The organism is Aeromonas sp. 600774 (assembly GCF_049175075.1).
GTDB classification, from domain to species: domain Bacteria; phylum Pseudomonadota; class Gammaproteobacteria; order Enterobacterales; family Aeromonadaceae; genus Aeromonas; species Aeromonas veronii_A.
Map to the genome: position 1 here is coordinate 22,955 of NZ_JAAKUJ010000020.1, position 19,965 is coordinate 42,919.

General features: G+C 59.7%; 21 protein-coding genes. 6 read left to right on the forward strand and 15 right to left on the reverse strand.

The window, feature by feature from the left end; genetic code table 11:
* Nucleotide 1 precedes the first annotated feature (1 nt).
* The 5 genes from lepA to rpoE form a co-directional block, all read right to left on the reverse strand.
* The gene (gene lepA / locus G5171_RS19165) at nt 2–1,795 is read right to left on the reverse strand and encodes a translation elongation factor 4 (RefSeq protein ID WP_005335396.1); all 1,794 of its coding nucleotides are present in this window, start codon (nt 1,793–1,795) and stop codon (nt 2–4) included.
* Between the two features lie 116 nt (nt 1,796–1,911).
* Nucleotides 1,912–2,373 (reverse strand): SoxR reducing system RseC family protein, encoded by a 462-nt coding sequence (locus G5171_RS19170; protein ID WP_040068038.1) that lies wholly within the window; start codon nt 2,371–2,373, stop codon nt 1,912–1,914.
* Nucleotides 2,374–2,466: 93 nt separating this feature from the next.
* On the reverse strand, nt 2,467–3,447 hold the full coding sequence (locus G5171_RS19175; protein ID WP_005340930.1) for a MucB/RseB C-terminal domain-containing protein: 981 nt from the start codon (nt 3,445–3,447) through the stop codon (nt 2,467–2,469).
* Nucleotides 3,448–3,468: 21 nt separating this feature from the next.
* Complete coding sequence (locus G5171_RS19180; RefSeq protein WP_005340931.1) at nt 3,469–4,074, reverse strand: sigma-E factor negative regulatory protein; 606 nt, start codon at nt 4,072–4,074, stop codon at nt 3,469–3,471.
* A gap of 22 nt (nt 4,075–4,096) precedes the next feature.
* The gene (rpoE, locus tag G5171_RS19185; protein WP_042062096.1) at nt 4,097–4,678 is read right to left on the reverse strand and encodes an RNA polymerase sigma factor RpoE; all 582 of its coding nucleotides are present in this window, start codon (nt 4,676–4,678) and stop codon (nt 4,097–4,099) included.
* Nucleotides 4,679–4,860: 182 nt separating this feature from the next.
* Here rpoE and nadB point away from each other — a divergent pair, with 182 nt between their 5' ends.
* Nucleotides 4,861–6,468, forward strand: a complete 1,608-nt coding sequence (gene nadB, locus G5171_RS19190) for an L-aspartate oxidase (RefSeq protein WP_421260607.1) — start codon at nt 4,861–4,863, stop codon at nt 6,466–6,468.
* A 154-nt stretch (nt 6,469–6,622) separates the two neighbouring features.
* Here nadB and G5171_RS19195 read toward each other — a convergent pair whose 3' ends face one another.
* Both G5171_RS19195 and G5171_RS19200 read right to left on the reverse strand, forming a co-directional pair.
* Nucleotides 6,623–7,015: a protein YgfX gene (locus G5171_RS19195; RefSeq protein WP_421260608.1), complete on the reverse strand. Its 393-nt coding sequence runs from the start codon at nt 7,013–7,015 to the stop codon at nt 6,623–6,625.
* Between the two features lie 19 nt (nt 7,016–7,034).
* The gene (locus G5171_RS19200; protein ID WP_236348725.1) at nt 7,035–7,304 is read right to left on the reverse strand and encodes a succinate dehydrogenase assembly factor 2; all 270 of its coding nucleotides are present in this window, start codon (nt 7,302–7,304) and stop codon (nt 7,035–7,037) included.
* Between the two features lie 111 nt (nt 7,305–7,415).
* On the opposite strand from G5171_RS19200, the gene ygfZ reads away from it, so the two are divergent.
* Nucleotides 7,416–8,324 (forward strand): tRNA-modifying protein YgfZ, encoded by a 909-nt coding sequence (ygfZ, locus tag G5171_RS19205; RefSeq protein WP_337073325.1) that lies wholly within the window; start codon nt 7,416–7,418, stop codon nt 8,322–8,324.
* Between the two features lie 6 nt (nt 8,325–8,330).
* Here ygfZ and G5171_RS19210 read toward each other — a convergent pair whose 3' ends face one another.
* The gene (locus tag G5171_RS19210; RefSeq protein WP_021229472.1) at nt 8,331–9,212 is read right to left on the reverse strand and encodes a LysR family transcriptional regulator; all 882 of its coding nucleotides are present in this window, start codon (nt 9,210–9,212) and stop codon (nt 8,331–8,333) included.
* Nucleotides 9,213–9,337: 125 nt separating this feature from the next.
* Here G5171_RS19210 and G5171_RS19215 point away from each other — a divergent pair, with 125 nt between their 5' ends.
* Nucleotides 9,338–9,784 (forward strand): PACE efflux transporter, encoded by a 447-nt coding sequence (locus G5171_RS19215; protein WP_216980202.1) that lies wholly within the window; start codon nt 9,338–9,340, stop codon nt 9,782–9,784.
* Nucleotides 9,785–9,946: 162 nt separating this feature from the next.
* Here the strand turns inward: G5171_RS19215 and G5171_RS19220 are convergent, their stop codons facing one another.
* On the reverse strand, nt 9,947–10,303 hold the full coding sequence (locus G5171_RS19220; protein ID WP_421260609.1) for a hypothetical protein: 357 nt from the start codon (nt 10,301–10,303) through the stop codon (nt 9,947–9,949).
* Nucleotides 10,304–10,548: 245 nt separating this feature from the next.
* Between G5171_RS19220 and cutA the strand changes: the two genes are divergently transcribed.
* The 3 genes from cutA to G5171_RS19235 all read left to right on the forward strand — a co-directional run bounded on the left by cutA (nt 10,549) and on the right by G5171_RS19235 (nt 13,195).
* Nucleotides 10,549–10,866, forward strand: coding sequence for a divalent-cation tolerance protein CutA (cutA, locus tag G5171_RS19225; RefSeq protein WP_216980200.1), 318 nt, complete (start codon nt 10,549–10,551; stop codon nt 10,864–10,866).
* Nucleotides 10,863–12,650, forward strand: coding sequence for a protein-disulfide reductase DsbD (locus G5171_RS19230; RefSeq protein ID WP_421260610.1), 1,788 nt, complete (start codon nt 10,863–10,865; stop codon nt 12,648–12,650). The genes cutA and G5171_RS19230 overlap by 4 nt, the downstream gene beginning before the upstream one ends.
* 131 nt (nt 12,651–12,781) lie before the next feature.
* Nucleotides 12,782–13,195 (forward strand): hypothetical protein, encoded by a 414-nt coding sequence (locus tag G5171_RS19235; RefSeq protein WP_058058537.1) that lies wholly within the window; start codon nt 12,782–12,784, stop codon nt 13,193–13,195.
* 54 nt (nt 13,196–13,249) lie between these two features.
* Here G5171_RS19235 and G5171_RS19240 read toward each other — a convergent pair whose 3' ends face one another.
* From G5171_RS19240 to G5171_RS19265, 6 genes are all read right to left on the reverse strand, one after another.
* Nucleotides 13,250–13,837, reverse strand: a complete 588-nt coding sequence (locus G5171_RS19240; RefSeq protein WP_337073331.1) for a hypothetical protein — start codon at nt 13,835–13,837, stop codon at nt 13,250–13,252.
* A 229-nt stretch (nt 13,838–14,066) separates the two neighbouring features.
* A complete protein-coding gene (locus G5171_RS19245; RefSeq protein ID WP_421245014.1) occupies nt 14,067–15,371 on the reverse strand; it encodes an NAD(P)/FAD-dependent oxidoreductase in 1,305 nt (434 codons plus the stop codon).
* Nucleotides 15,372–15,530: 159 nt separating this feature from the next.
* A complete protein-coding gene (gene fbaA / locus G5171_RS19250) occupies nt 15,531–16,610 on the reverse strand; it encodes a class II fructose-bisphosphate aldolase (protein ID WP_005340963.1) in 1,080 nt (359 codons plus the stop codon).
* Between the two features lie 115 nt (nt 16,611–16,725).
* The gene (locus tag G5171_RS19255; RefSeq protein ID WP_005340965.1) at nt 16,726–17,889 is read right to left on the reverse strand and encodes a phosphoglycerate kinase; all 1,164 of its coding nucleotides are present in this window, start codon (nt 17,887–17,889) and stop codon (nt 16,726–16,728) included.
* Between the two features lie 61 nt (nt 17,890–17,950).
* The gene (gene epd / locus G5171_RS19260; protein WP_421245013.1) at nt 17,951–18,961 is read right to left on the reverse strand and encodes an erythrose-4-phosphate dehydrogenase; all 1,011 of its coding nucleotides are present in this window, start codon (nt 18,959–18,961) and stop codon (nt 17,951–17,953) included.
* A 60-nt stretch (nt 18,962–19,021) separates the two neighbouring features.
* Nucleotides 19,022–19,951 (reverse strand): ROK family protein, encoded by a 930-nt coding sequence (locus tag G5171_RS19265; RefSeq protein ID WP_421245012.1) that lies wholly within the window; start codon nt 19,949–19,951, stop codon nt 19,022–19,024.
* Nucleotides 19,952–19,965 lie beyond the last annotated feature (14 nt).

A 19,965-nucleotide genomic window follows, 5' to 3' on the forward strand; every position in this document is an offset into this window, starting at 1 on the left:
ATTAATCCTTTCCGACGTGGAGAATCGCGAGGAAGGCTTCCTGCGGCACGTCGACACGGCCGAGGGACTTCATCCGCTTCTTACCTTCTTTCTGCTTGTTCAGCAGTTTCTTCTTACGACTCACGTCACCACCGTAGCACTTGGCGGTTACGTCTTTACGCAGAGCCTTGACGGTGCTGCGTGCGATGATCTGGTTGCCGATGGCCGCCTGAATGGCGATATCGAACATCTGGCGCGGGATCAGCTCGCGCATCTTCTCCACCACCTGACGACCGCGATACTGGGCGTTGTCCTTGTGGGTGATGATGGCCAGGGCATCGACGCGCTCACCGTTGATCATGATGTCCAGACGGACCATGTCGGAGGTTTCGAAACGCTTGAAGCCGTAGTCCAGCGAGGCGTAACCGCGACTGGTGGACTTCAGACGGTCGAAGAAGTCGAGCACCACTTCCGCCATCGGGATTTCATAGGTCAGTGCCACCTGTTTGCCGTGATAGACCATGTTGGTCTGCACGCCACGCTTCTCGATACAGAGGGTGATCACGTTGCCCATGTACTCCTGCGGCAGCAGGATATGACACTCGGCGATCGGCTCGCGCATCTCCTTGATGCTGGTGATGGCAGGCATCTGGGCCGGGCTGTCGATATGGATGGTGGAGCCGTCGGTCAGCTCGATCTCGTAGACTACGGTCGGCGCCGTGGTGATCAGATCCAGATCGTATTCACGCTCCAGACGCTCCTGAATGATCTCCATGTGCAGCATGCCGAGGAAGCCACAACGGAAGCCGAAGCCCAGCGCAGTGGAGCTCTCCGGTTCGAAGAACAGGGAGGCATCGTTCAGGGAGAGCTTGTCGAGGGCGTCACGGAACGACTCGTAGTCATCGCTGGAGATGGGGAACAGACCCGCATAAACCTGCGGCTTCACCTTCTTGAAGCCAGCCAGCGCCTTGTCGGCACCATTCTTGGCCTGAGTCAGGGTATCGCCCACCGGCGCGCCGTGGATGTCCTTGATACCGCAGACAACCCAACCTACCTCGCCACAGCCCAGCCCCTGGGTATCCACCTGCTTGGGCGTGAAGATACCGATACGATCGACACCCCACACCTGACCGGTGCTCATCACCTTGATCTTGTCGTTCTTCTTCAGGGAACCGTTCTTGATCCGCACCAAAGAGACAACGCCCAGATAGGAGTCGAACCAGGAGTCGATGATCAGCGCCTGCAGCGGGGCATCTGGGTCACCTTCCGGCGCCGGGATCTTGGCGACGATCTCTTCCAGCACTAGGTCAACACCCAGGCCGGTCTTGGCGGAGCAGCGCACCGCATCGACCGCGTCGATACCGACGATGTCTTCGATCTCCTCGGCAACCCGCTCGGGTTCTGCAGCCGGCAGGTCAATCTTGTTCAGCACCGGCACCACTTCCAGATCCATTTCCATGGCGGTATAGCAGTTGGCCAGAGTCTGTGCCTCAACCCCCTGGCCGGCATCCACCACCAGCAGCGCCCCTTCACAGGCCGCCAAAGAGCGGGAGACCTCGTAGGAGAAATCCACGTGGCCCGGGGTGTCGATAAAGTTCAGCTGGTAGGTGTTACCGTCTTGTGCCTGGTAGTTCAGGGTCACACTCTGTGCTTTGATGGTAATGCCGCGCTCGCGCTCCAGATCCATGGAGTCAAGCACCTGAGCCTGCATCTCGCGGTCGGACAAGCCACCGCAAGTCTGGATCAGACGGTCCGACAGGGTCGATTTACCGTGGTCGATGTGCGCAATAATCGAAAAGTTACGAATGTGTTTCATCGAGCAAGAGTCACTCAAAATTAGTTAAGGTCAGTTATGGAGGCGCGATTTTACTGGATAACCCGGCTGACGGCCATTCTTTAGTCGCCAGCGCCAGTGAAATAGCGCCTGTTCGGTCAGGGGAGGATGCGGACAGGGACTACCACGCCGAGCATCTGCGGGCCGTAGCGCCCCTGATCCAGGCGGTTGGAAAAGTAACGAACCAGTAAAAAGCCCAGCACGCCCCCCAGCAGGCAGCAGAGAATGGTGATCCCCTCCCCGCCCGAGAGCAGCGGCGCCAGCCAGAGCTGCCCCAGCAAGGCGCCGGCCAACAGACAGAACAGCGGCAGCACATAGACCAGCGCAGCCCCGCGCAGCAGACTCTCCTGCGGGATACCGAGCCTCACTTGTTGGCCAACCCGCACCTCGGCGGTCAGCCTGACTCGCAAGCGGGGAGCTTTCAGGGGAAACGCCTTGGCCACGGTGCCGGTACCGCAGTTGGATTGCTGCTGACAACCACTGCAGGCGGAGCGACGCTCGCACTCCACCCAGGCATGGTCACCCTCAATGGCCACCACGGTCGCCAGCTCTTCACTCATCTCATTCACGGCAACACCTCGGGTTCACACAATCAGGGGATCTGACCACGACTCGCCACGCTCGGCAAGCGGGAAACAACCCCGCATCCCCCGTTACTGCACCGCTTCGTTGCGAGCCAGCGGCTGGACCGACTCGGCGATGCGCTTGGCGGTCTCGGCAGGCACCTCGCCGACCACGGTGATCTCGACCCCCACCTCATTGACATAGCTCACCAGCGAGGTCGCCCCTTGGCGGATCAGCTGCTGGCGCACCGCCTGCTTGGGATCGACCCGGGAGACATAGACCGAGAGATCCACCAGCCCGTCGGAGAGCATCATGTAATCCACCGGCATACTGGTGGTCACCAGCTGGTGCCGGTCTTGCGACAGCACCTTGAAGCCATCGGGCAACCAGGTGATCTGCCAGTTCAACTGCTGTTGCGGTGCTGGATAGGCATCCTCCAGTGCAAGCGCAGGAGGCTGCTTGCTGTTTGCCAGCCTAACCAACCAGGGGGACGGTTTCTGTTGCAATTGCAAATCAACTCCCAGCACCTGCTCCACCAAACTGCCCTCCCGCTCCACCATATCGACTCGCAGCAACAGGTGACTACGCTCGTCAATCCAGAGTACAAAACCATATTTGTCAGCTTCTTTGGGCACTAATCTGACGACTTGAGTGACCTCGCCAGCCACCCGGCTACGGCCAGCCAGCACAGGATCATAACTCTCCAGCACCTGTGCCAGCGGCATCTTTACCAACGTCGACCAGATACCGGGGAAGCGGGCATCCTTCAAGGTGTAGGGGTCATGGCTGTTCTCGAAAAAGGTGAACTCGTTCTGACGCTGGAGATACTCGATGGCCTTGCCGTCAAGGTAACTGAGGTGGGCTACCTCCTTACCATCAATCACGGCATGGCTGATCCGGATCGGCTCAAGACGCCCCTGACGGGCCTTGACCATAGACAACTCGAAATTCTGTTGCTGCACGGCACTCTGCATCTGCTGCAACAAGGCCTCGGCCGACTTGTCGTCGGCCGAGGCCTTGGCGCTGATCAGCAGGAGAGAGGCCAGCAAAATACGGCTGTACTGGCGCACGTTTATATCCCTGACAACTTGTTATTGTTGGATCTGTCTGTCTTGCAACAGGCGCTGCTGTAACTGGTGATCACGCAGGAAGGCGTTGATACGTTCACGCTGCTCCTGCATCTGCTGTTCGGTCATTCCCTGTTGCGGCCGAACGCGGTTACCCTCTTGCGGATAGTGGACGCTCACTGGCGCAGCACTGCCACCGATAGGTATGGTATTGAGCACAGGGTTGTTCGGTACGCCGTCCTGACCCTGGTACTGTTGCACCCCGAAAATCACGGCCGCGGCCACAGAGGCTGCGATGGCATATTGTCCCAGCTGCTGGCCGACCCGACGAAACAGGGGCACCACATTGTTGGAATCTGTCTTGATCGGTGCAACGACCGGTTGTACCACCGACGCAGTCTCAACCGGCTTGGGTGCCAGTATGGTGGGCTCATCTTCCAGTGCAGCCATGATGCTGTCACTGAGATCCAGTTGCAGATTGACCGGCAGGTCACCCCGCATGGCATCGCCGATCAGGTGGTAACGACCCCAGGTAGCTTGCAAGTCGGAGTCCATCTCCAGCTCGTTCAGTACCTCTGCGTCACTCAGGTCACCATCCATCAGGGCAGAGATTTGCTCTTTATTTGCCATAAGTTAACCCGTCTTTCCCCAGTTAATTCTCGATCAGAGGTTGCAGCTTTTTATCGATTGCTTCCCTCGCCCGGAAGATACGGGATCTGACCGTACCCACAGGGCAATCCATGATTTCGGCAATCTCTTCATAGCTCAGCCCTTCCAGTTCGCGAAGGGTGATCGCTGTCCTCAGGTCTTCCGGCAATGCCTCTATGGCTGAAAACACGGTGCGTTTGATCTCGTCAGTCAGCGCCAGGTTTTCGGGGGTTGAGACCTCTTGCAAGGCTTCACCACCGCCATAAGACTCCGCTTCGTCAGCCTCCACATCACTGCTGGGCGGCCTGCGCCCCTGGGAGGTCAGATAATTCTTCGCCGTGTTCACGGCAATTCGGTACAACCAGGTGTAAAAAGCACTCTCGCCACGGAATGTCGGCAATGCCCGGTAGGCTTTTATGAAGGCCTCTTGTGCCACATCGGGCACATCGCCGGGATTGTTGACATACCTGGCAACCAGGTTGACCACCTTTTGCTGGTATTTTTTTACCAACAGGTTGAAAGCTGCTTTATCGCCGCGCTGGACCCGTTCAACCAGTTGTTCGTCCAGTAGATTCTGGTCGCTCATCAGAGCCGTAAAACCCCCATCAGGTTATCGTTCTTCTTTTCCGGCCCTTCCTAAGCGCACAAGTTCAGACAGGGAGAATCAGAGAAAGTTCGCTTCAATTGAAAAAAATGTGATGCAGGCTGCATCCTCGCCCTCGCTTGGGCTACCATGGTGCCAGTTCTTAATCCAGGCCAATGATACTTATGAAAGCAAGTGTTGAATACCTTTGCGATGTACTGATCATTGGCAGCGGTGCCGCTGGTTTGTCCCTCGCGTTGCGATTGGCAGACCACGCCAAAGTCCTGGTTCTGAGCAAGGGGCCCATCAGTGAAGGGGCCACTTTCTATGCGCAAGGAGGCATTGCTGCCGTTTTCGACGAAACCGACAGCATCGAATCCCACGTGAGCGACACACTCAACGCCGGGGCAGGGTTGTGTGACCCGGCCGTGGTCGAGTTCACCGCCCGCCACGCCCGCGAGTCCATCCAGTGGCTCATTCAGCAGGGGGTCCCCTTCGATCAGGAGGAGAACGCCGAGGGCGAGTCCCAATACCACCTCACCCGGGAAGGGGGCCACAGCCATCGCCGCATCTTCCACGCGGCGGATGCCACCGGCAAGGCGGTACAGCTCACCTTGATCGATCAGGTGCACGCTCACCCCAACATCCAGCTGATGGAGCGCTTCAACGCGGTCGACCTCATCACCACCCGCAAGCTCGGCCTGCCGGGCAACAAGGTGCTGGGCGCCTACGTCTGGAACCGCAACGCCGAGCAGGTCGAGGTGATCCGCGCCCGCTTCGTGGCACTGGCCACCGGCGGTGCTTCCAAGGTCTACCAGTACACCTCCAACCCCGATGTGAGCTCTGGCGATGGCATCGCCATGGCGTGGCGGGCCGGCTGCCGGGTGGCGAACCTGGAGTTCAACCAGTTCCACCCCACCAGCCTGTTCCACCCGGATGATCCCAACTTCCTGCTGACCGAAGCACTGCGTGGCGAGGGGGCCTATCTGCGCCGCCCGGACGGCAGCCGCTTTATGCCGGAGTTTGACGAGCGGGCCGAACTGGCGCCACGCGATATCGTCGCTCGCGCCATCGACCACGAGATGAAGCGGCTCGGGGCGGATTGCATGTATCTGGATATCAGCCACAAACCGGCCGATTTCATCATCAAGCACTTCCCGACCATTTATGAGCGCTGCCTTGCGGTCGGTATCGACATCACCAAGGAACCGATGCCCATCGTCCCAGCCGCCCACTACACCTGTGGCGGAGTGATGATCGACAGCAACGGCCAGACCGATATTCCCGGCCTCTACGCCATCGGTGAAGTGACCTACACCGGGCTGCACGGTGCCAACCGCATGGCCTCCAACTCCCTGCTGGAATGCGTGGTCTATGCCCATCAGGCGGGGGCCGACATTCTGGCCAAGCTGCCGATGAGTGTGGAGCCGCCGCGCCTGCCGGTGTGGGACGAGAGCAAGGTGGAAGATTCCGACGAACTGGTGGTGATCCAGCACAACTGGCACGAGCTGCGGTTGATGATGTGGGACTACGTGGGGATAGTGCGTACCAACAAACGCCTGGCCCGCGCCAAGCGCCGCATCGACCTGCTCAAGCAGGAGGTGCAGGAGTACTACGCCAACTTCCGCGTCTCCAACAACCTGCTGGAGCTGCGCAACCTGCTGCAGGTGGCCGAGCTTATCGTCAACTGCGCTCTGCAGCGCAAGGAGTCCCGCGGCCTGCACTACAACCTGGATTATCCGGATATGCTGCCGGACTCCAAACCGACCGTGCTGACCCCGGAGCGGGATTAATCCCCTTCCCGCAAAGCGTTACAGCAATCAGTGACCCCGCCCCGGCGGGGTCACTTGTTTTCAACCGCTTTTCAGCCACAAAAAGAGTGCCGCCAACCACATGGCAGCAGCTTATCGCGATAAATCAGCGCATGGTCATCACGGGAAGCAGGGGTCAGCGCCGGGATGGCAGAAAGTGGATGGCTCGCGCCAGCAGGCGGTAATGTTCGGGGGGAAGGGCGTCGGAGAAGAGCCACAGTTGTCGTGGCGACACGGCTCCACTCTCTTGCGGCTCGGGGCAAAGCGCCAGCCTGAGCACACCGGGCAGAATGCGGCTTTTCTTGCCGAGCTGATAGCGACGCCCTTGCCACTGCAGCCAATGGCCATCCCAAACAAGCTCCAAAGGAGACTCAACGAGCGTCCGCCAGCTCAGCCAAAGCGCCACCAGCCAGATGGGCAGCAACAGCGCCCACTGCCAACCGGTAATCAGGCCAGCCACCGGCCAGAGCAACAACAGAAAGAGGGCCACCAACAGATATCGCTGATGGCGGGAGGGGTGAACCGTCATGATCACCCGCTCCACGGTATTACCCCTGGCGATCGTGACGAGCCTGATTACGCTCCAGGATCATCTTGATCATCGTGGCGAAAGCTGGATCACTCGGGATGGCATGACCCATGGTCCAACGGAACAAGTCCGGATCATCGCTCTCCAGCAAGCGGATAAAGGTCTGCTGATCGGCTTCGCTCAGGGAGTCGAACTCGTGTTCGAAAAAGGGCATAAAAACAACATCCAGCTCGAGCATGCCACGGCGGCAGGCCCATTTCAGACGGGATTTTTCAACTGGGCTCAACATGGAACTCTCCTTACAAAGACCCGAGGATGGTACCAGCTGGATTTTCCGGCTGACAAACATTAGTTACGTCTTTACCATGCAGGTCACATACTTTCTCTCTGGAATACCATCGTGAGCCTGCAACCCCCTGTATTTCCTGCCGAGCCGACCCGCTTCGCCCTGACCAAGATAGCCATCACCCGACTGAGTGGTCAGGATCGCGTCAAATATCTGCAAGGTCAGGTCACCTGCGACGTCAACGCCCTGCAACCGGGGCAGAGCACGCTGGGTGGTCACTGTGATCCCAAGGGCAAACTGTGGAGCGATTTTCGCCTGCTCTGCCTTGAAGAGAGCCTGCTGCTGCTGACCAGCCCCTCGGTGCTGGAGCGCCAGCTGCCGGAGCTGAAGAAATTTGCCGTCTTCTCCAAGGTCGAGATCGCCGCCGACGAACGCCACGCCACCGGCCTGGCTGGCAAGGGTACCGATGCGTGGATCGCCGCGCAGTTTGGTCTGGAGCAAAGCGGCCTTATCGCTGGCGGCATGGCGGTGAAGATCGAACAGGATCGCTGGCTGCTGGTGAGCAGTGAGCAAGTCGATGCGCTGCCGGCGGGTGACGAATCCCTCTGGTGGGGTCTCGAGATCAAGGCCGGCCTGCCGCACATGGAGGCGGTGCATCAGGGCGAGTTCATCCCGCAGATGCTCAACCTGCAGGCGCTCGACGGCATCTGCTTCAACAAGGGCTGCTACATGGGGCAGGAGACGGTGGCTCGCGCCAAATATCGCGGCGCCAACAACCGCGCCCTGTTCCTGCTGGCGGGCACTACCGGCGAGCAGGTCGCCAGCGGCGATACCCTTGAGCTGCAACTGGGTGACAACTGGCGCCGTAGCGGCATGGTGCTCAACGCCTGGCAACAGGCCGGGCAGGTGTGGCTCACCGCCGTGCTACCAAAAGATACCGAGGCTGACGCCCAATTCCGCCTCAAGCAGGACGAAGGCTCCCGCCTCACCCTGCAACCCCTGCCTTACGCCCTGACCGAGTAAGGTCGGCTAGCGAGGCACCCGCGCCAGCAGTGCCTCCTTCAGCCAGCGCCCCGCCTGCCCCAGCGGGCGGGCGCGATGCCACTGCAACTCCAGCGCCAGCGCGTGGCTGGCGATAAAGTCCGGCTCCAGCACCACCACTTCACCCCGCTTCAGCGGCTGATGCAGCAGAAATTCCGGAATGGCGGACCAGCCAAGACCCCGTTTGACCAGCTCCAGCACCCCGAGATCCCCCTCGACCCACCACACCTGAGCCGAGATGCGAAAACGCTGGCGCTCGCTCCCTTCCCGTCGGCCGGTCACCATCAGCTGGCGTGCCCCCTGCAGATCGACCTCCCGCAGCGGCTGCTTGCGGGCCAGCGGATGATCCGGTGACACCACCAGCGGCATGGTCACCTCCCCCAGCGAATGGGCGACAATCTCTCTCTGGGGATGCACCTTCTGATAACTGATGCCGAGCTGGGCCCGGCCGGTCACCAGCATCTCGGTCACATCCTCCATCAGCGGGAAGAGCAGCTCCAGCTCCACTGTCGGGTAACGAGTGGCGAACGCCTCCAGCAGGGTGCCGAGCCAGGGGAGGTGGGAGTCATCATCGATGGCCAGGGTGAGGCGCGTCTCCACCCCGGCCGCCAGCTCTCCGGCAATGGATTGCAACCGTTCACTCTGCGCCAGCAGGATCCCCGCCTCCTGCACCATGCGGGCCCCCGCCTCCGTCAGCTGCGGATAGCGGCCGCTGCGGTCAAACAGGGTGAGCGCCAGATCGATCTCCAGATTGGCGATAGCGCTGCTCACTACCGACTGTGCCTTGCCCAGCTTGCGGGCGGCAGCGGAAAACGAGCCGGTTTCGGCGGCCGCCAGCAAGATCCTCAGTTGTTCCAGTGATGGTGTCATCTTGTTGCCCTCCGGCAAACCCTCTCACCCATCTATTTTAGCGATGGATACCAACATGAATCTATCGCGAAAGTTCTATAGATTAACCTGCAATTCGTGAATGAACCTGATTGAGAGAGTGACTTATGCGTACCCGTAACGATCGCCTGCGCCATGCCATTGGCTTTGAATTCATTGGCCTGCTGATTGCCGCCCCGCTGGCCAGCTGGGTTACCGGGGTCGGGCTCAACCATATGGGCCCGCTGGCACTGTTCTTCTCGGTGCTGGCCACCGTCTGGAACTACATCTACAACATCGGGGTCGACAAGCTGCTGCTCAAATATCAGGGCCATACCCACAAAACACTGTGGCAACGGGTGCTGCATACCTTCGGCTTTGAGGGCGGTCTGCTGATCGTCGCGCTGCCGGTCATGTCCTGGTGGCTGAGCGTCAGCATGCTGGAGGCGCTGGTGCTGGATCTGGGCTTCGTCGTCTTCTACCTGATCTATGCCTTCGTCTACAACTGGGGCTATGACAAGGTGTTCCCCATCCCCCGCGAAGTGCCGCACGGCATACCACAAGAGGTGCGCTAAGGCACGAATCAGTTGGATTGAAACCGAGAAGTGAAGGTCAACAAGGGAAGGCAACAGAAGAAACGACACGGCCCCATCATGGCAGACATGATGGGGCCGCAAGAGGGGTCAGCGCTGGCAGGCCGGCTGATTCAGAGGTAAGGATTCAGGCCTGCCCGTCGCTCAAGCCCGGGCCTTGAGCTCTTCGCCGCTCTCGTCAGTTGCGACAGCCTCTTCAGGCTGCGCCTGAGCGGCCTGCAGCGCTTCCAGCTCGCTCTGATAATCGCTCAGGATCTGCTGGGCAACAGCCATATCTCCCTTGTGTTTGCGCTCGAACAGATGGTGCTGCACCACGCCGTTGAGATACTCCACCGTGATGGACTGATCAAGGGTTCCCATCAACTCCTCTTTCTCCAGCTCGGCATTGATTTCATCGGCGGTAGTGCGCAACAGCCCGGCCAATTGAACCAACATGCGGCGCTCACCTTCGCGCAGCAGGCTCAACATGCGGTTTCTCTGCTGCTCATTCTGTTGGGTCATACATATCCTTACGTCAATAGGGAACAAGCCCGCCCATTCTGCCCTGTCCCCATGACAGCGTCTATCTCATGCCCCCCACAAATTTTTAGCGCTGGCTCACAAATGGCTACAGATGCTATTTGAAGCGGCTCTGGGGTATAGTAGCCGCTGATTTTAGGGCGCTTTTTACCTTCATCCGCATAGACAAGGGATGACACGGCAAGGGCGCCTACCCGGTTTACCCCAACGAGGTGAAGATCCGCTTTATGACCGACGCCATTGTGGTGCTCTGCACCTGCCCAGATCAAACCAGTGCCGACCTTCTCTGCGAACAGCTGCTGAACCAGCGACTGGCCGCCTGCATCAATCAACTGCCGGGCGTCACCTCCGTCTATCGCTGGCAAGGCAAGGTGGAGCGCACCACCGAGATCCAGCTCATCATCAAATCCCGCCAGCCACTCTTTGCCGAGCTGCAGGTATGTATTCAAGCCAATCACCCCTATGAGGTTCCCGAGCTGCTGGCCCTGCCGGTGAGTGCCGGACTACCTGCCTATCTGGACTGGCTGAATGAGGAGACCTCATGACGCTCACCCGCCTGCTCTCTCCTCTGCTGCTCTGTGCCCTGTTGATGACAACAGTGGGCAGCTCCCCGGCCCACGCCAGCGGCTCCGATCTGCTCAGCTCGCTGGGCATTGAGGCCAATGCCAAGCCCAAATTTTTGCAGGTCGATGAGGCCTTTCAGATCGAAAGCGAACAGCGCGGCGATCAGCTGCTGCTGACCCTCCACATCGCCGACGATTACTACCTCTATCGCCACAGCCTGCGTTTCAAGGGGAACAACCTCAGCTTCAGCGAGCCGACCCTGCCAGAGGGGACCGAGCATGAGGATGACTTCTTCGGCAAGACCCGGGTCTACTACCAGCAGGTGAGCATCGCGGTGCCGCTAAAGGAGGTGGGGGAAAACGCCACCCTGCGGGTGCGCTATCAGGGCTGTACCGACGGCCTCTGCTACCCGCCGACTGACAAGCTGATCGATGTGGCCCCGCTGGTCACGGCAACCACAGCATCCACTGCTGAAACGGCACAAAGCGTCGCACCGGTTAGCCAGCAGGATCAGCTCGCCGCCGCCCTCGGCAATCAGGGTTTCTGGCTCAGCATCGTCGCCTTCTTCGCGCTGGGGCTGGGGCTCGCCTTCACCCCCTGCGTATTCCCCATGTACCCAATCCTGACCGGCATCATCGCCGGTGCCGGCCATCGCCTCTCCACCGGCCGCGCCTTCCTGCTCTCCATGGTCTATGTGCAGGGGATGGCGGTCACCTACACCCTGCTGGGGCTGGTAGTGGCCTCGGCAGGTCTTAAATTCCAGGCGGCGCTGCAACACCCCTATGTGCTGATCGGCCTCTCGGTGATGTTCGTGCTGCTGGCCCTCTCCATGTTCGGGCTCTACACCTTGCAACTGCCGAGCAGTTTGCAAACCCGTCTATCCGGCCTCTCCAACCGCCAGCAGGGCGGCTCGGTGGCCGGGGTCGCCATTATGGGAATGATCTCCGGGCTGGTCTGCTCCCCCTGCACCACGGCGCCGCTCTCGGGGGCGCTGATCTACGTGGCCCAGAGCGGCGATCTCTGGCTCGGTGCTGCGGCGCTCTATGCCCTCTCGCTCGGGATGGGGCTGCCGCTGCTGCTGCTCGGCACCTCGGGCGGCAAGCTGCTGCCCAAGGCGGGCGCCTGGATGGATGTGATCAAGCAGCTGTTTGGCTTCGCCCTGCTGGCGGTACCCATCCTGCTGCTGTCACGGCTCTGGAGTGATCAGGTCACCACCCTCGCCTGGCTTGGCTGGGGACTGCTGCTATGCGGCTATCTCTATCACCACAACCAGCACCAACCCCACTCGGTGGCCAAAAGCGTACGCGGTTTCGTGCTGTTGCTGGCGATGATCAGTGCCGTGGTGGTGGGCAAGGATCTGCTGCAACCGGCCGCCCCTGCTGCCGTCACGGCTGATGCCAGTCAAACGGCGCCGCAGTTTGTCCGCATCAAGACCCTGGATGATCTCAAGGTGCAGCTGGCCGCCGCCCGCGGCAAGCCGGTTCTGCTCGACCTCTACGCCGACTGGTGCGTCGCCTGCAAGGAGTTTGAACACAAGACCTTCAGCGACCCCGCGGTGCGGGAGCGCTTCAGCCAAATGGTGCTGCTGCAGGCGGATGTCACCGCCAACGACGATGCCGATATCGAACTGCTCAACAGCCTCAATGTACTGGGGCTGCCGACCCTCATCTTCTTCGACCGCGAGGGCAAGGAGCTGACAGGCCAGCGGGTCACCGGTTTTATGGGGCCGACCGAGTTTCTGGGCAAACTTGATCAGCTACGCTGACCAACGGCGCCCCTGTCGACAGGCAGGGGCCGCCTCATGCGTTACGCACTGATTTTTCTGGCAATCCCTTGTATATGACCGGCAGCATGGCAGAATTTGCCCTTCGATTGTCTCGCCCGTCCGGAGTTTTGATGAAAAAGTGGTTCATCCCCCTGCTAGCCCTCTGGCTTTATGGCTGCAGTGCAGGGCCCGGTGAAGAGGATATCCGGAGCCAAGTTACCGCTAAGTTGCTGGCCGAGACAGACGCCAACCTGTTCGATATCAGCGACTTCACCATCCTCGGCAAGGAGGAGCGGATGGAGGGGGTCTATCTGGTCAAGGTAAGTTACCAGCTCCACTTCAAGCAGGGACTCGATCAGTTGCAGGTGTTGCACGACGAGGATCTGGTCTACGACCGGGTTGGCCCCTTCCAGCAGGAGATGGGGCTGATGGAGCTCGAGCGCAAATATGGCGAGTTCGAGGCGGGCCAGGTGCTGCCACAAGAGGCCGAGGTGTGGATGATGAAGGACGAACAGGGGTGGCGGCTGGCGGAACCGGCCCAATAAAGCGCTTTCCGCCCCTTATGCTCTGCAACGGCGAGGCTGCCGTTGCCAACCAGCTCAAACCTGGGTATCGACCCGATACCCTTTTCGCTCTGCAGGTTCGTTCGGCAGCTTGCTGGCCAACCCTGACAGCACCTCCTTGAGGGTTACCCCTCTCTCTGCCGCACCGCTGCTCTCCAGCAGCTTGGTCAGCTGGCTCTGCAAGGGATTGACCGCTTCGATCTCGGCTCCTTGCTCGCTCTCTTTTTCCTGTCCGCCCTGTTGCTCCAGCGTCTCCAGCAGGCGCTCCAGATCCCGCTTGAGCGGGTTTTCGCTGCTGTCGGCGATGGCGAGTTTGCGCTGTTCCTGCTCTTGCCGCTGTTGTTGCTGCAATGCCAGCTGTTGCTCCTGCTGCTGTTGCAGGGAGCCCATCATGGTGTTGATGAACGCTTCCAGCGAATCCCTGATTGAAACAGTGCCACCGCCGCTGCTCTCCCCTTGGGATGACAGCCCTAGCTCATCCAGCACAGCGCCAAGGTCGCGCACTAGGCTGTCACTGCCCGTTGATGGTGAAGTTGCAGCCCGCTCCTGTGCCTGCACAGCGGGAGAACCCTGCCGTTGCGACAGCGGGCTCAGCCCGCCTGACGCGACTACATTTATCTCCATCTTGGTCCTCCTCCCCCCGTCTTCGGCCCTTTCTCGGCGAATATTGCGGCAATCTGACAACACCTTGGCAGATAACCGCTCTCACACCTAAAAGATAGCGCCAATCGGACGAGATTGGCGCGAATGCATCTTTTGGTCTATCGGGCGGAACGATAGTGCCAACCCGCTATAAACAAGGGCTGGCAAGGGGGCTTCGTTCAGCCAGCACTGCACAGGCTGACAATCAGAGTCAGAGGATATCCTTCATCCGGTGCCACAGCATACCCAAAGCCAGCAACGGAGAGCGCAGCGCCGGGCCGCCGGGGAAGGTGATATGGGGCACGCTGGCAAAGAGATCGAAACCCCGGCTCTCGCCGCAGATCGCCTCGGCCACCAGCTTGCCCGCCATATGAGTGGCGTTGAGGCCGTGACCCGAATAGGCCTGGGCGTAGAGCACGTTGGGGTGTTCCTTCAAGCGACCAATCTGCGGCAGCCGGTTGGCGCCGATCCCGATCATGCCGCCCCACTGAAACTCGATGGCGGTGCCAGCCAGCTCGGGGAATACCCGCAACAACTTGGGCAACATAAAGGCCTTGATATCCTTCGGGTCTCGCCCCGAATAGTTGCAAGCGCCGCCAAACAGCAGGCGACCGTCGGCTGAGAGGCGGTAGTAGTCGAGCGCCACGTTCTGATCGCATACCGCCATGTTTTGCGGCAGCAGGTGCTGGCGCAAGCGGCGATCGAGCACCTCGGTGGCGAGGATATAGGAGCCGGCCGGCAGCACCCGCCCCCCCAGCTCCGGATTGAGGTCGTTGAGATAGGCGTTGCAGCCGATCACCAGATAATCGGCAGTGACCCGGCCGTGGGCGGTGGTCACCTCCACCTGCTTGCCGTACTCGATATGGGTCACTCTGGAGTGTTCAAACAGGGAGACCCCGAGGCTGGCGGCGGCACGTGCCTCGCCGAGCGCCAGATTGAGGGGATGGAGATGGCCGGAGCCCATGTCGATGAGGCCGCCGATATAGCGATCCGACCCCACCACGCTATGGATATCTTCACGCGGCACCAGCTTCAACTCGTGCTCATACCCCAGACTCGCCAGATGGTCGAGCTCCTCTTCGAAGCCGGCCAGATGACGCTGACGGGTCGCGAGGTCGCAGTAGCCCCAGGTAAGATCGCAGTCGATATTGAAGCGTTCGACCCGCTCGCGCACCAGCTGCACCGCCTCCAGCCCCATCAGGTCGAGTTCGCGCACCCCATCCTCACCAATCCAGCGGGCAAACTGGCTGGTATCGTGGCCGATACCGCGAATAAGCTGACCGCCGTTGCGCCCCGACGCCCCCCAGCCGATGCGGTTGGCCTCCAGCAGCACCACCTTGTAGCCCGCATCAGCCAGATTGATGGCGGTGTTGAGGCCAGTAAAACCGCCGCCGATAATGCAGACGTCAGCCTTGTGCTCCCCCTCCAGCTCGGGCCACTGTTGCGGGTCGTTACGGGTGGCCGCGTAGTAGGAGGCGACGTGCTCCTGATATCCGTTGTGCTTTCCTGCCTGCATACTCAGCATCCTGCCTTGGTTGCAAATTGTTTAATAAAATAAGCAAAGTTGTTTCGATAATACCCAGTTCCTCCTCCACTCACCAACCTGTGCGGATCACAGAAATGCAAAAGGCGCCCCGAAGGGCGCCTTTTCATGCAATCAAGGTGCTGTAACGAATTACAGTACGTCGATGGCGTTCAGGTCGGAGAATGCTTTCTCCAGACGAGCGATCATGGAAGTCTGGCCTTCACGCAGCCATACGCGCGGATCGTAGTACTTCTTGTTCGGCTTGTCGGCGCCTTCCGGGTTGCCCAGCTGGCCTTGCAGGTAAGCTTCGTTCTTCTTGTAGAAGTTCAGCAGACCTTCCCAAGTTGCCCACTGGGTGTCGGTGTCGATGTTCATCTTCACTACGCCGTAGGAGATGGACTCGCGGATCTCTTCCAGAGTGGAACCTGAACCACCGTGGAATACGAAGTCCAGAGACTTGGCTGGAACGCCGAACTTCTCGGAAACGTACTTCTGGGAAGCGTCCAGAATGGACGGGGTCAGTTTGACGTTACCCGGCTTGTATACACCGTGTACGTTGCCGAAGGAGGCTGCGATGGTGAAACGCGGGCTGATCTTGGACAGACGCTCGTAAGCGTAGGCAACATCTTCCGGCTGGGTGTACAGAGCGGACTGATCCATGTGGCTGTTGTCGACGCCGTCTTCTTCGCCACCGGTGCAACCCAGTTCCAGCTCCAGAGTCATGTTCATCTTGGCCATGCGGGTCAGGTACTCGCAGCAGATGTCGATGTTCTCTTCCAGAGACTCTTCGGACAGATCCAGCATGTGGGAGGAGAACAGCGGCTTGCCGGTTTCAGCAAAGTGCTTCTCGCCCGCTTCCAGCAGACCGTCGATCCACGGCAGCAGCTTCTTGGCAGCGTGGTCGGTGTGCAGGATTACCGGCACGCCGTAGGCTTCGGCAACAGCGTGAACGTGCTTGGCACCAGAGATGGCACCCAGGATGGCAGCTTTCTGACCTTCCAGCTTCAGACCCTTACCGGCGGTGAACACGGCACCACCGTTGGAGAACTGAACGATAACCGGCGCTTTAACCTTGGCGGCAGCTTCCAGTACGGCGTTAACGGAGTCGGTACCAACGCAGTTTACGGCCGGCAGAGCAAAGCCGTTCTCTTTAGCGATGGCGAACACTTTCTGAACGTCATCACCAGTGATCACGCCGGGTTTTACGAAGTCGAAAATTTTCTTAGACATGTTTAATCGTCCTGTCTCGTATGCCGTTAATAAAAAATGGGGGGTTCATCATGAACCGGCACAGCGGGCACATGATAAACGAAACGGGAGGCTTTTGCCCCCCGTTCCGGGTCAATTAGGCTTTAGCGCGCTGTTCCAGAATCGCAACAGCCGGCAGTACCTTGCCTTCTACGAACTCCAGGAAGGCGCCGCCGCCAGTGGAGATGTAGGAGACTTTGTCAGCGATGCCGAACTTGTCGATGGCAGCCAGGGTGTCACCACCGCCAGCGATGGAGAAGGCCGGAGAAGCAGCGATGGCTTCAGCGATAACCTTGGTGCCTTCAGCGAACTGGTCGAACTCGAACACACCAACCGGGCCGTTCCACAGGATGGTCTTGGCGTTCATGATGATGTCAGCCAGAGCCTTGGCAGAATCCGGGCCGATGTCGAAGATCATGTCGCCGTCGGTCACATCGTTAACAGACTTGATGGTGGCCGGAGTGGACTCGGAGAACTCGGCACCTACCACCACGTCGGTGGTCACAGGAATGTTGGTCTCGGCAGCCAGTTTCTTGGCGGTGTCGATCAGGTCGTGCTCGCACAGGGACTTGCCGACGTTGTGACCGGCAGCAGCGATGAAGGTGTTGGCGATGCCACCACCGACAACCAGCTGGTCAGCGATTTTGGAGAGGGATTCCAGAACGGTCAGCTTGGTGGAGACCTTGGAGCCGCCAACGATGGCAACCATCGGGCGCTCGGGCTTCAGCATGGCTTTGCCCAGCGCTTCCAGTTCACCAGCCAGCAGCGGGCCGGCACAAGCGACCGGAGCGAACTGAGCCACACCGTAGGTGGAGCCTTCGGCGCGGTGAGCAGTACCGAACGCATCCATTACAAAGACGTCACACAGGGCGGCGTATTTTTTGGCCAGCTCTTCGGTGTTCTTCTTCTCGCCTTTGTTGAAGCGGCAGTTTTCCAGCACAACCAGCTCACCGGCAGCGACTTCTACGCCATCCAGGTAATCCTTGGCCAGGCGAACCGGGCAGGACAGAGCGTCTTTCAGATAGTTGACAACCGGAGCCAGGGAGAATTCTTCGTTGTATTCACCCTCGGTCGGACGACCCAGGTGGGAGGTGATCATCAGCTTGGCGCCTTTTTCCAGAGCCAGCTTGATGGTCGGCAGAGTCGCAACGATACGTGCATCGGAGGTGACCTTGCCGTCTTTTACCGGCACGTTCAGGTCAGCACGGATCAGAACGCGTTTACCCGCCAGATCCAGGTCAGTCATCTTGATAACAGACATATTCAGTCCTCTATATTTTCAGGTAATGTTAAAAACAGTAACCTATTCGCCCGGGGCAGGCTCAGCCTGCGGCCATCATGGCCCGGGTGGTATCCAGCATCCGGTTTGCGAAGCCCCATTCGTTATCGCACCACATCAACATCTTGACGAGGTTGGCATCGCTCACCCGGGTCTGAGTACCATCAATGATGCAGGAGTGTGCATCATGATTGAAGTCTACGGAGACCAGAGGTTCTTCCGTGTAATCCAGAATACCGTGTAATGTACCTCTGGATGCCCGTTGCAGGGCTTGATTTACGTCACTAACTGTCACTTTTTTACGAACAGTAATACTGAGATCCATCGCTGTTACATTGATGGTCGGCACCCGCACCGCGATCGCCTCGAACTTGCCGGCGAAGTGGGGCAGGATACGCTCCAGCCCCTTTGCCAGCTTGGTATCCACCGGAATGATGGACTGACTGGCAGCGCGGGTTCGGCGCAAGTCACTGTGGTAGGCATCGATGACTTGCTGATCATGCATGGCCGAATGAATTGTCGTAATAGTACCACAATTTATCTCGAATTCTCGATGCAATGTTTCAATCACCGGCACCACGCAGTTGGTGGTACAGGAGGCGTTGGAGACGATCCGCTCGCACCCCGTCAGCACCTGATGGTTGACCCCGTAGACCACGGTGGCATCCACATCCGCATCCGCCGGGTGGGAGAAGAGCACCTTACCCGCCCCCGCCGCCAGATGCAGCTCGGCATCGGCCCGCGAGCCGAATACCCCGGTGCAATCGAGCACCACATCGACTCCCAGCGCCCGCCACGGCAGCTTTGACGGATCCCGCTCGGCAAACAGGGAGATGAGATCCTCCCCCACCAGCATGCTGTTACCCGCCAGTTGCACCGGATGGTGGAAGCGACCGTGACTGGTATCGTAACGGGTCAGGTGCACCATGGCCTCGGGGGCCGCCAGCTCGTTGATGGCGACGATCTTGATGGTCTTGTCGCGCCCGCTTTCATAGAGGGCTCGCAACACGTTGCGACCGATCCGCCCGTAACCATTGATGGCAATCTTGATCATCGAGAATCCGTTTCCTTGAACCAGCAACAGGGCGGCGCACCGGCCCCCCGGGAGACCCGGCTACGACAGCAGGGCCTCCTTGAATTCACCGCGGGCCAGCAGTGCGGCCCCGAATACCCCGGCACTGTCGCCAAGGGCAGGAGCAATAATGGGGGCACTGAAACGGGGATTAAAGAGGAAGGGCAAAATTGTCTGCCGTCCGGCGCTGTAAAGGCTCTGCACATTGCCCACCCCGCCGCCGATGACGATCACGTCCGGGTCGAGAATGTTGACGACGTTGGCCAGCGCCTGACCAAACAGCAGATGCAGCCGGTCGATGGTGAGCTTGGCCACATGATCATGGGCGGTGGCAGCCGCGATTTGCGCCAGCGAGAGACGACGCTTGGCCTTGGCCTCGTACCAGGCCTCCAGCGCCGGCCCACTGATCAGGGTCTCGACGCAGCCGCGTTTGCCGCAGTAGCACTCGGGACCATCGGGGGAGAGCACATTGTGACCCCACTCGCCGGCGATGCCATGATGACCGTTGAGAATGCGGCCGTTGATGACGATGCCGGAGCCGACCCCGGTGCCCATGATGATGCCGAACACCACTTTCGCATCGGGGTGGTGCTGGCGCACCGCCCCCAGATGAGTTTCTGCCAGCGCGAAGCAGTTGGCGTCGTTGGCGATCAGCACCGGCACGCCCAGCTTGCGCTCCAGATCTTCCTTGAACGGCTTGCCATTGAGCTCGGTGGTGTTGCAGTTCTTCATCAGGCCGGTCTGTGGATCCCGCGCCCCCGGCGTGCCCATGCCGATGACGGTTGGGCGCTGGCCAATCTTCGCGGCACACTCAGCTACCAGCTTGGCGATCTGGCCGATCATGTGCTCATAACCGCCAGCCCGCTCGGTGGGAATGCGGTGGCGCAGCAGCACCTCATCGCCATCCAGCACCACGCATTCACACTTGGTACCGCCAAGATCGATACCCCAATCCAGTGACTTGCTGCTCATCTTGCCTCCTGCAC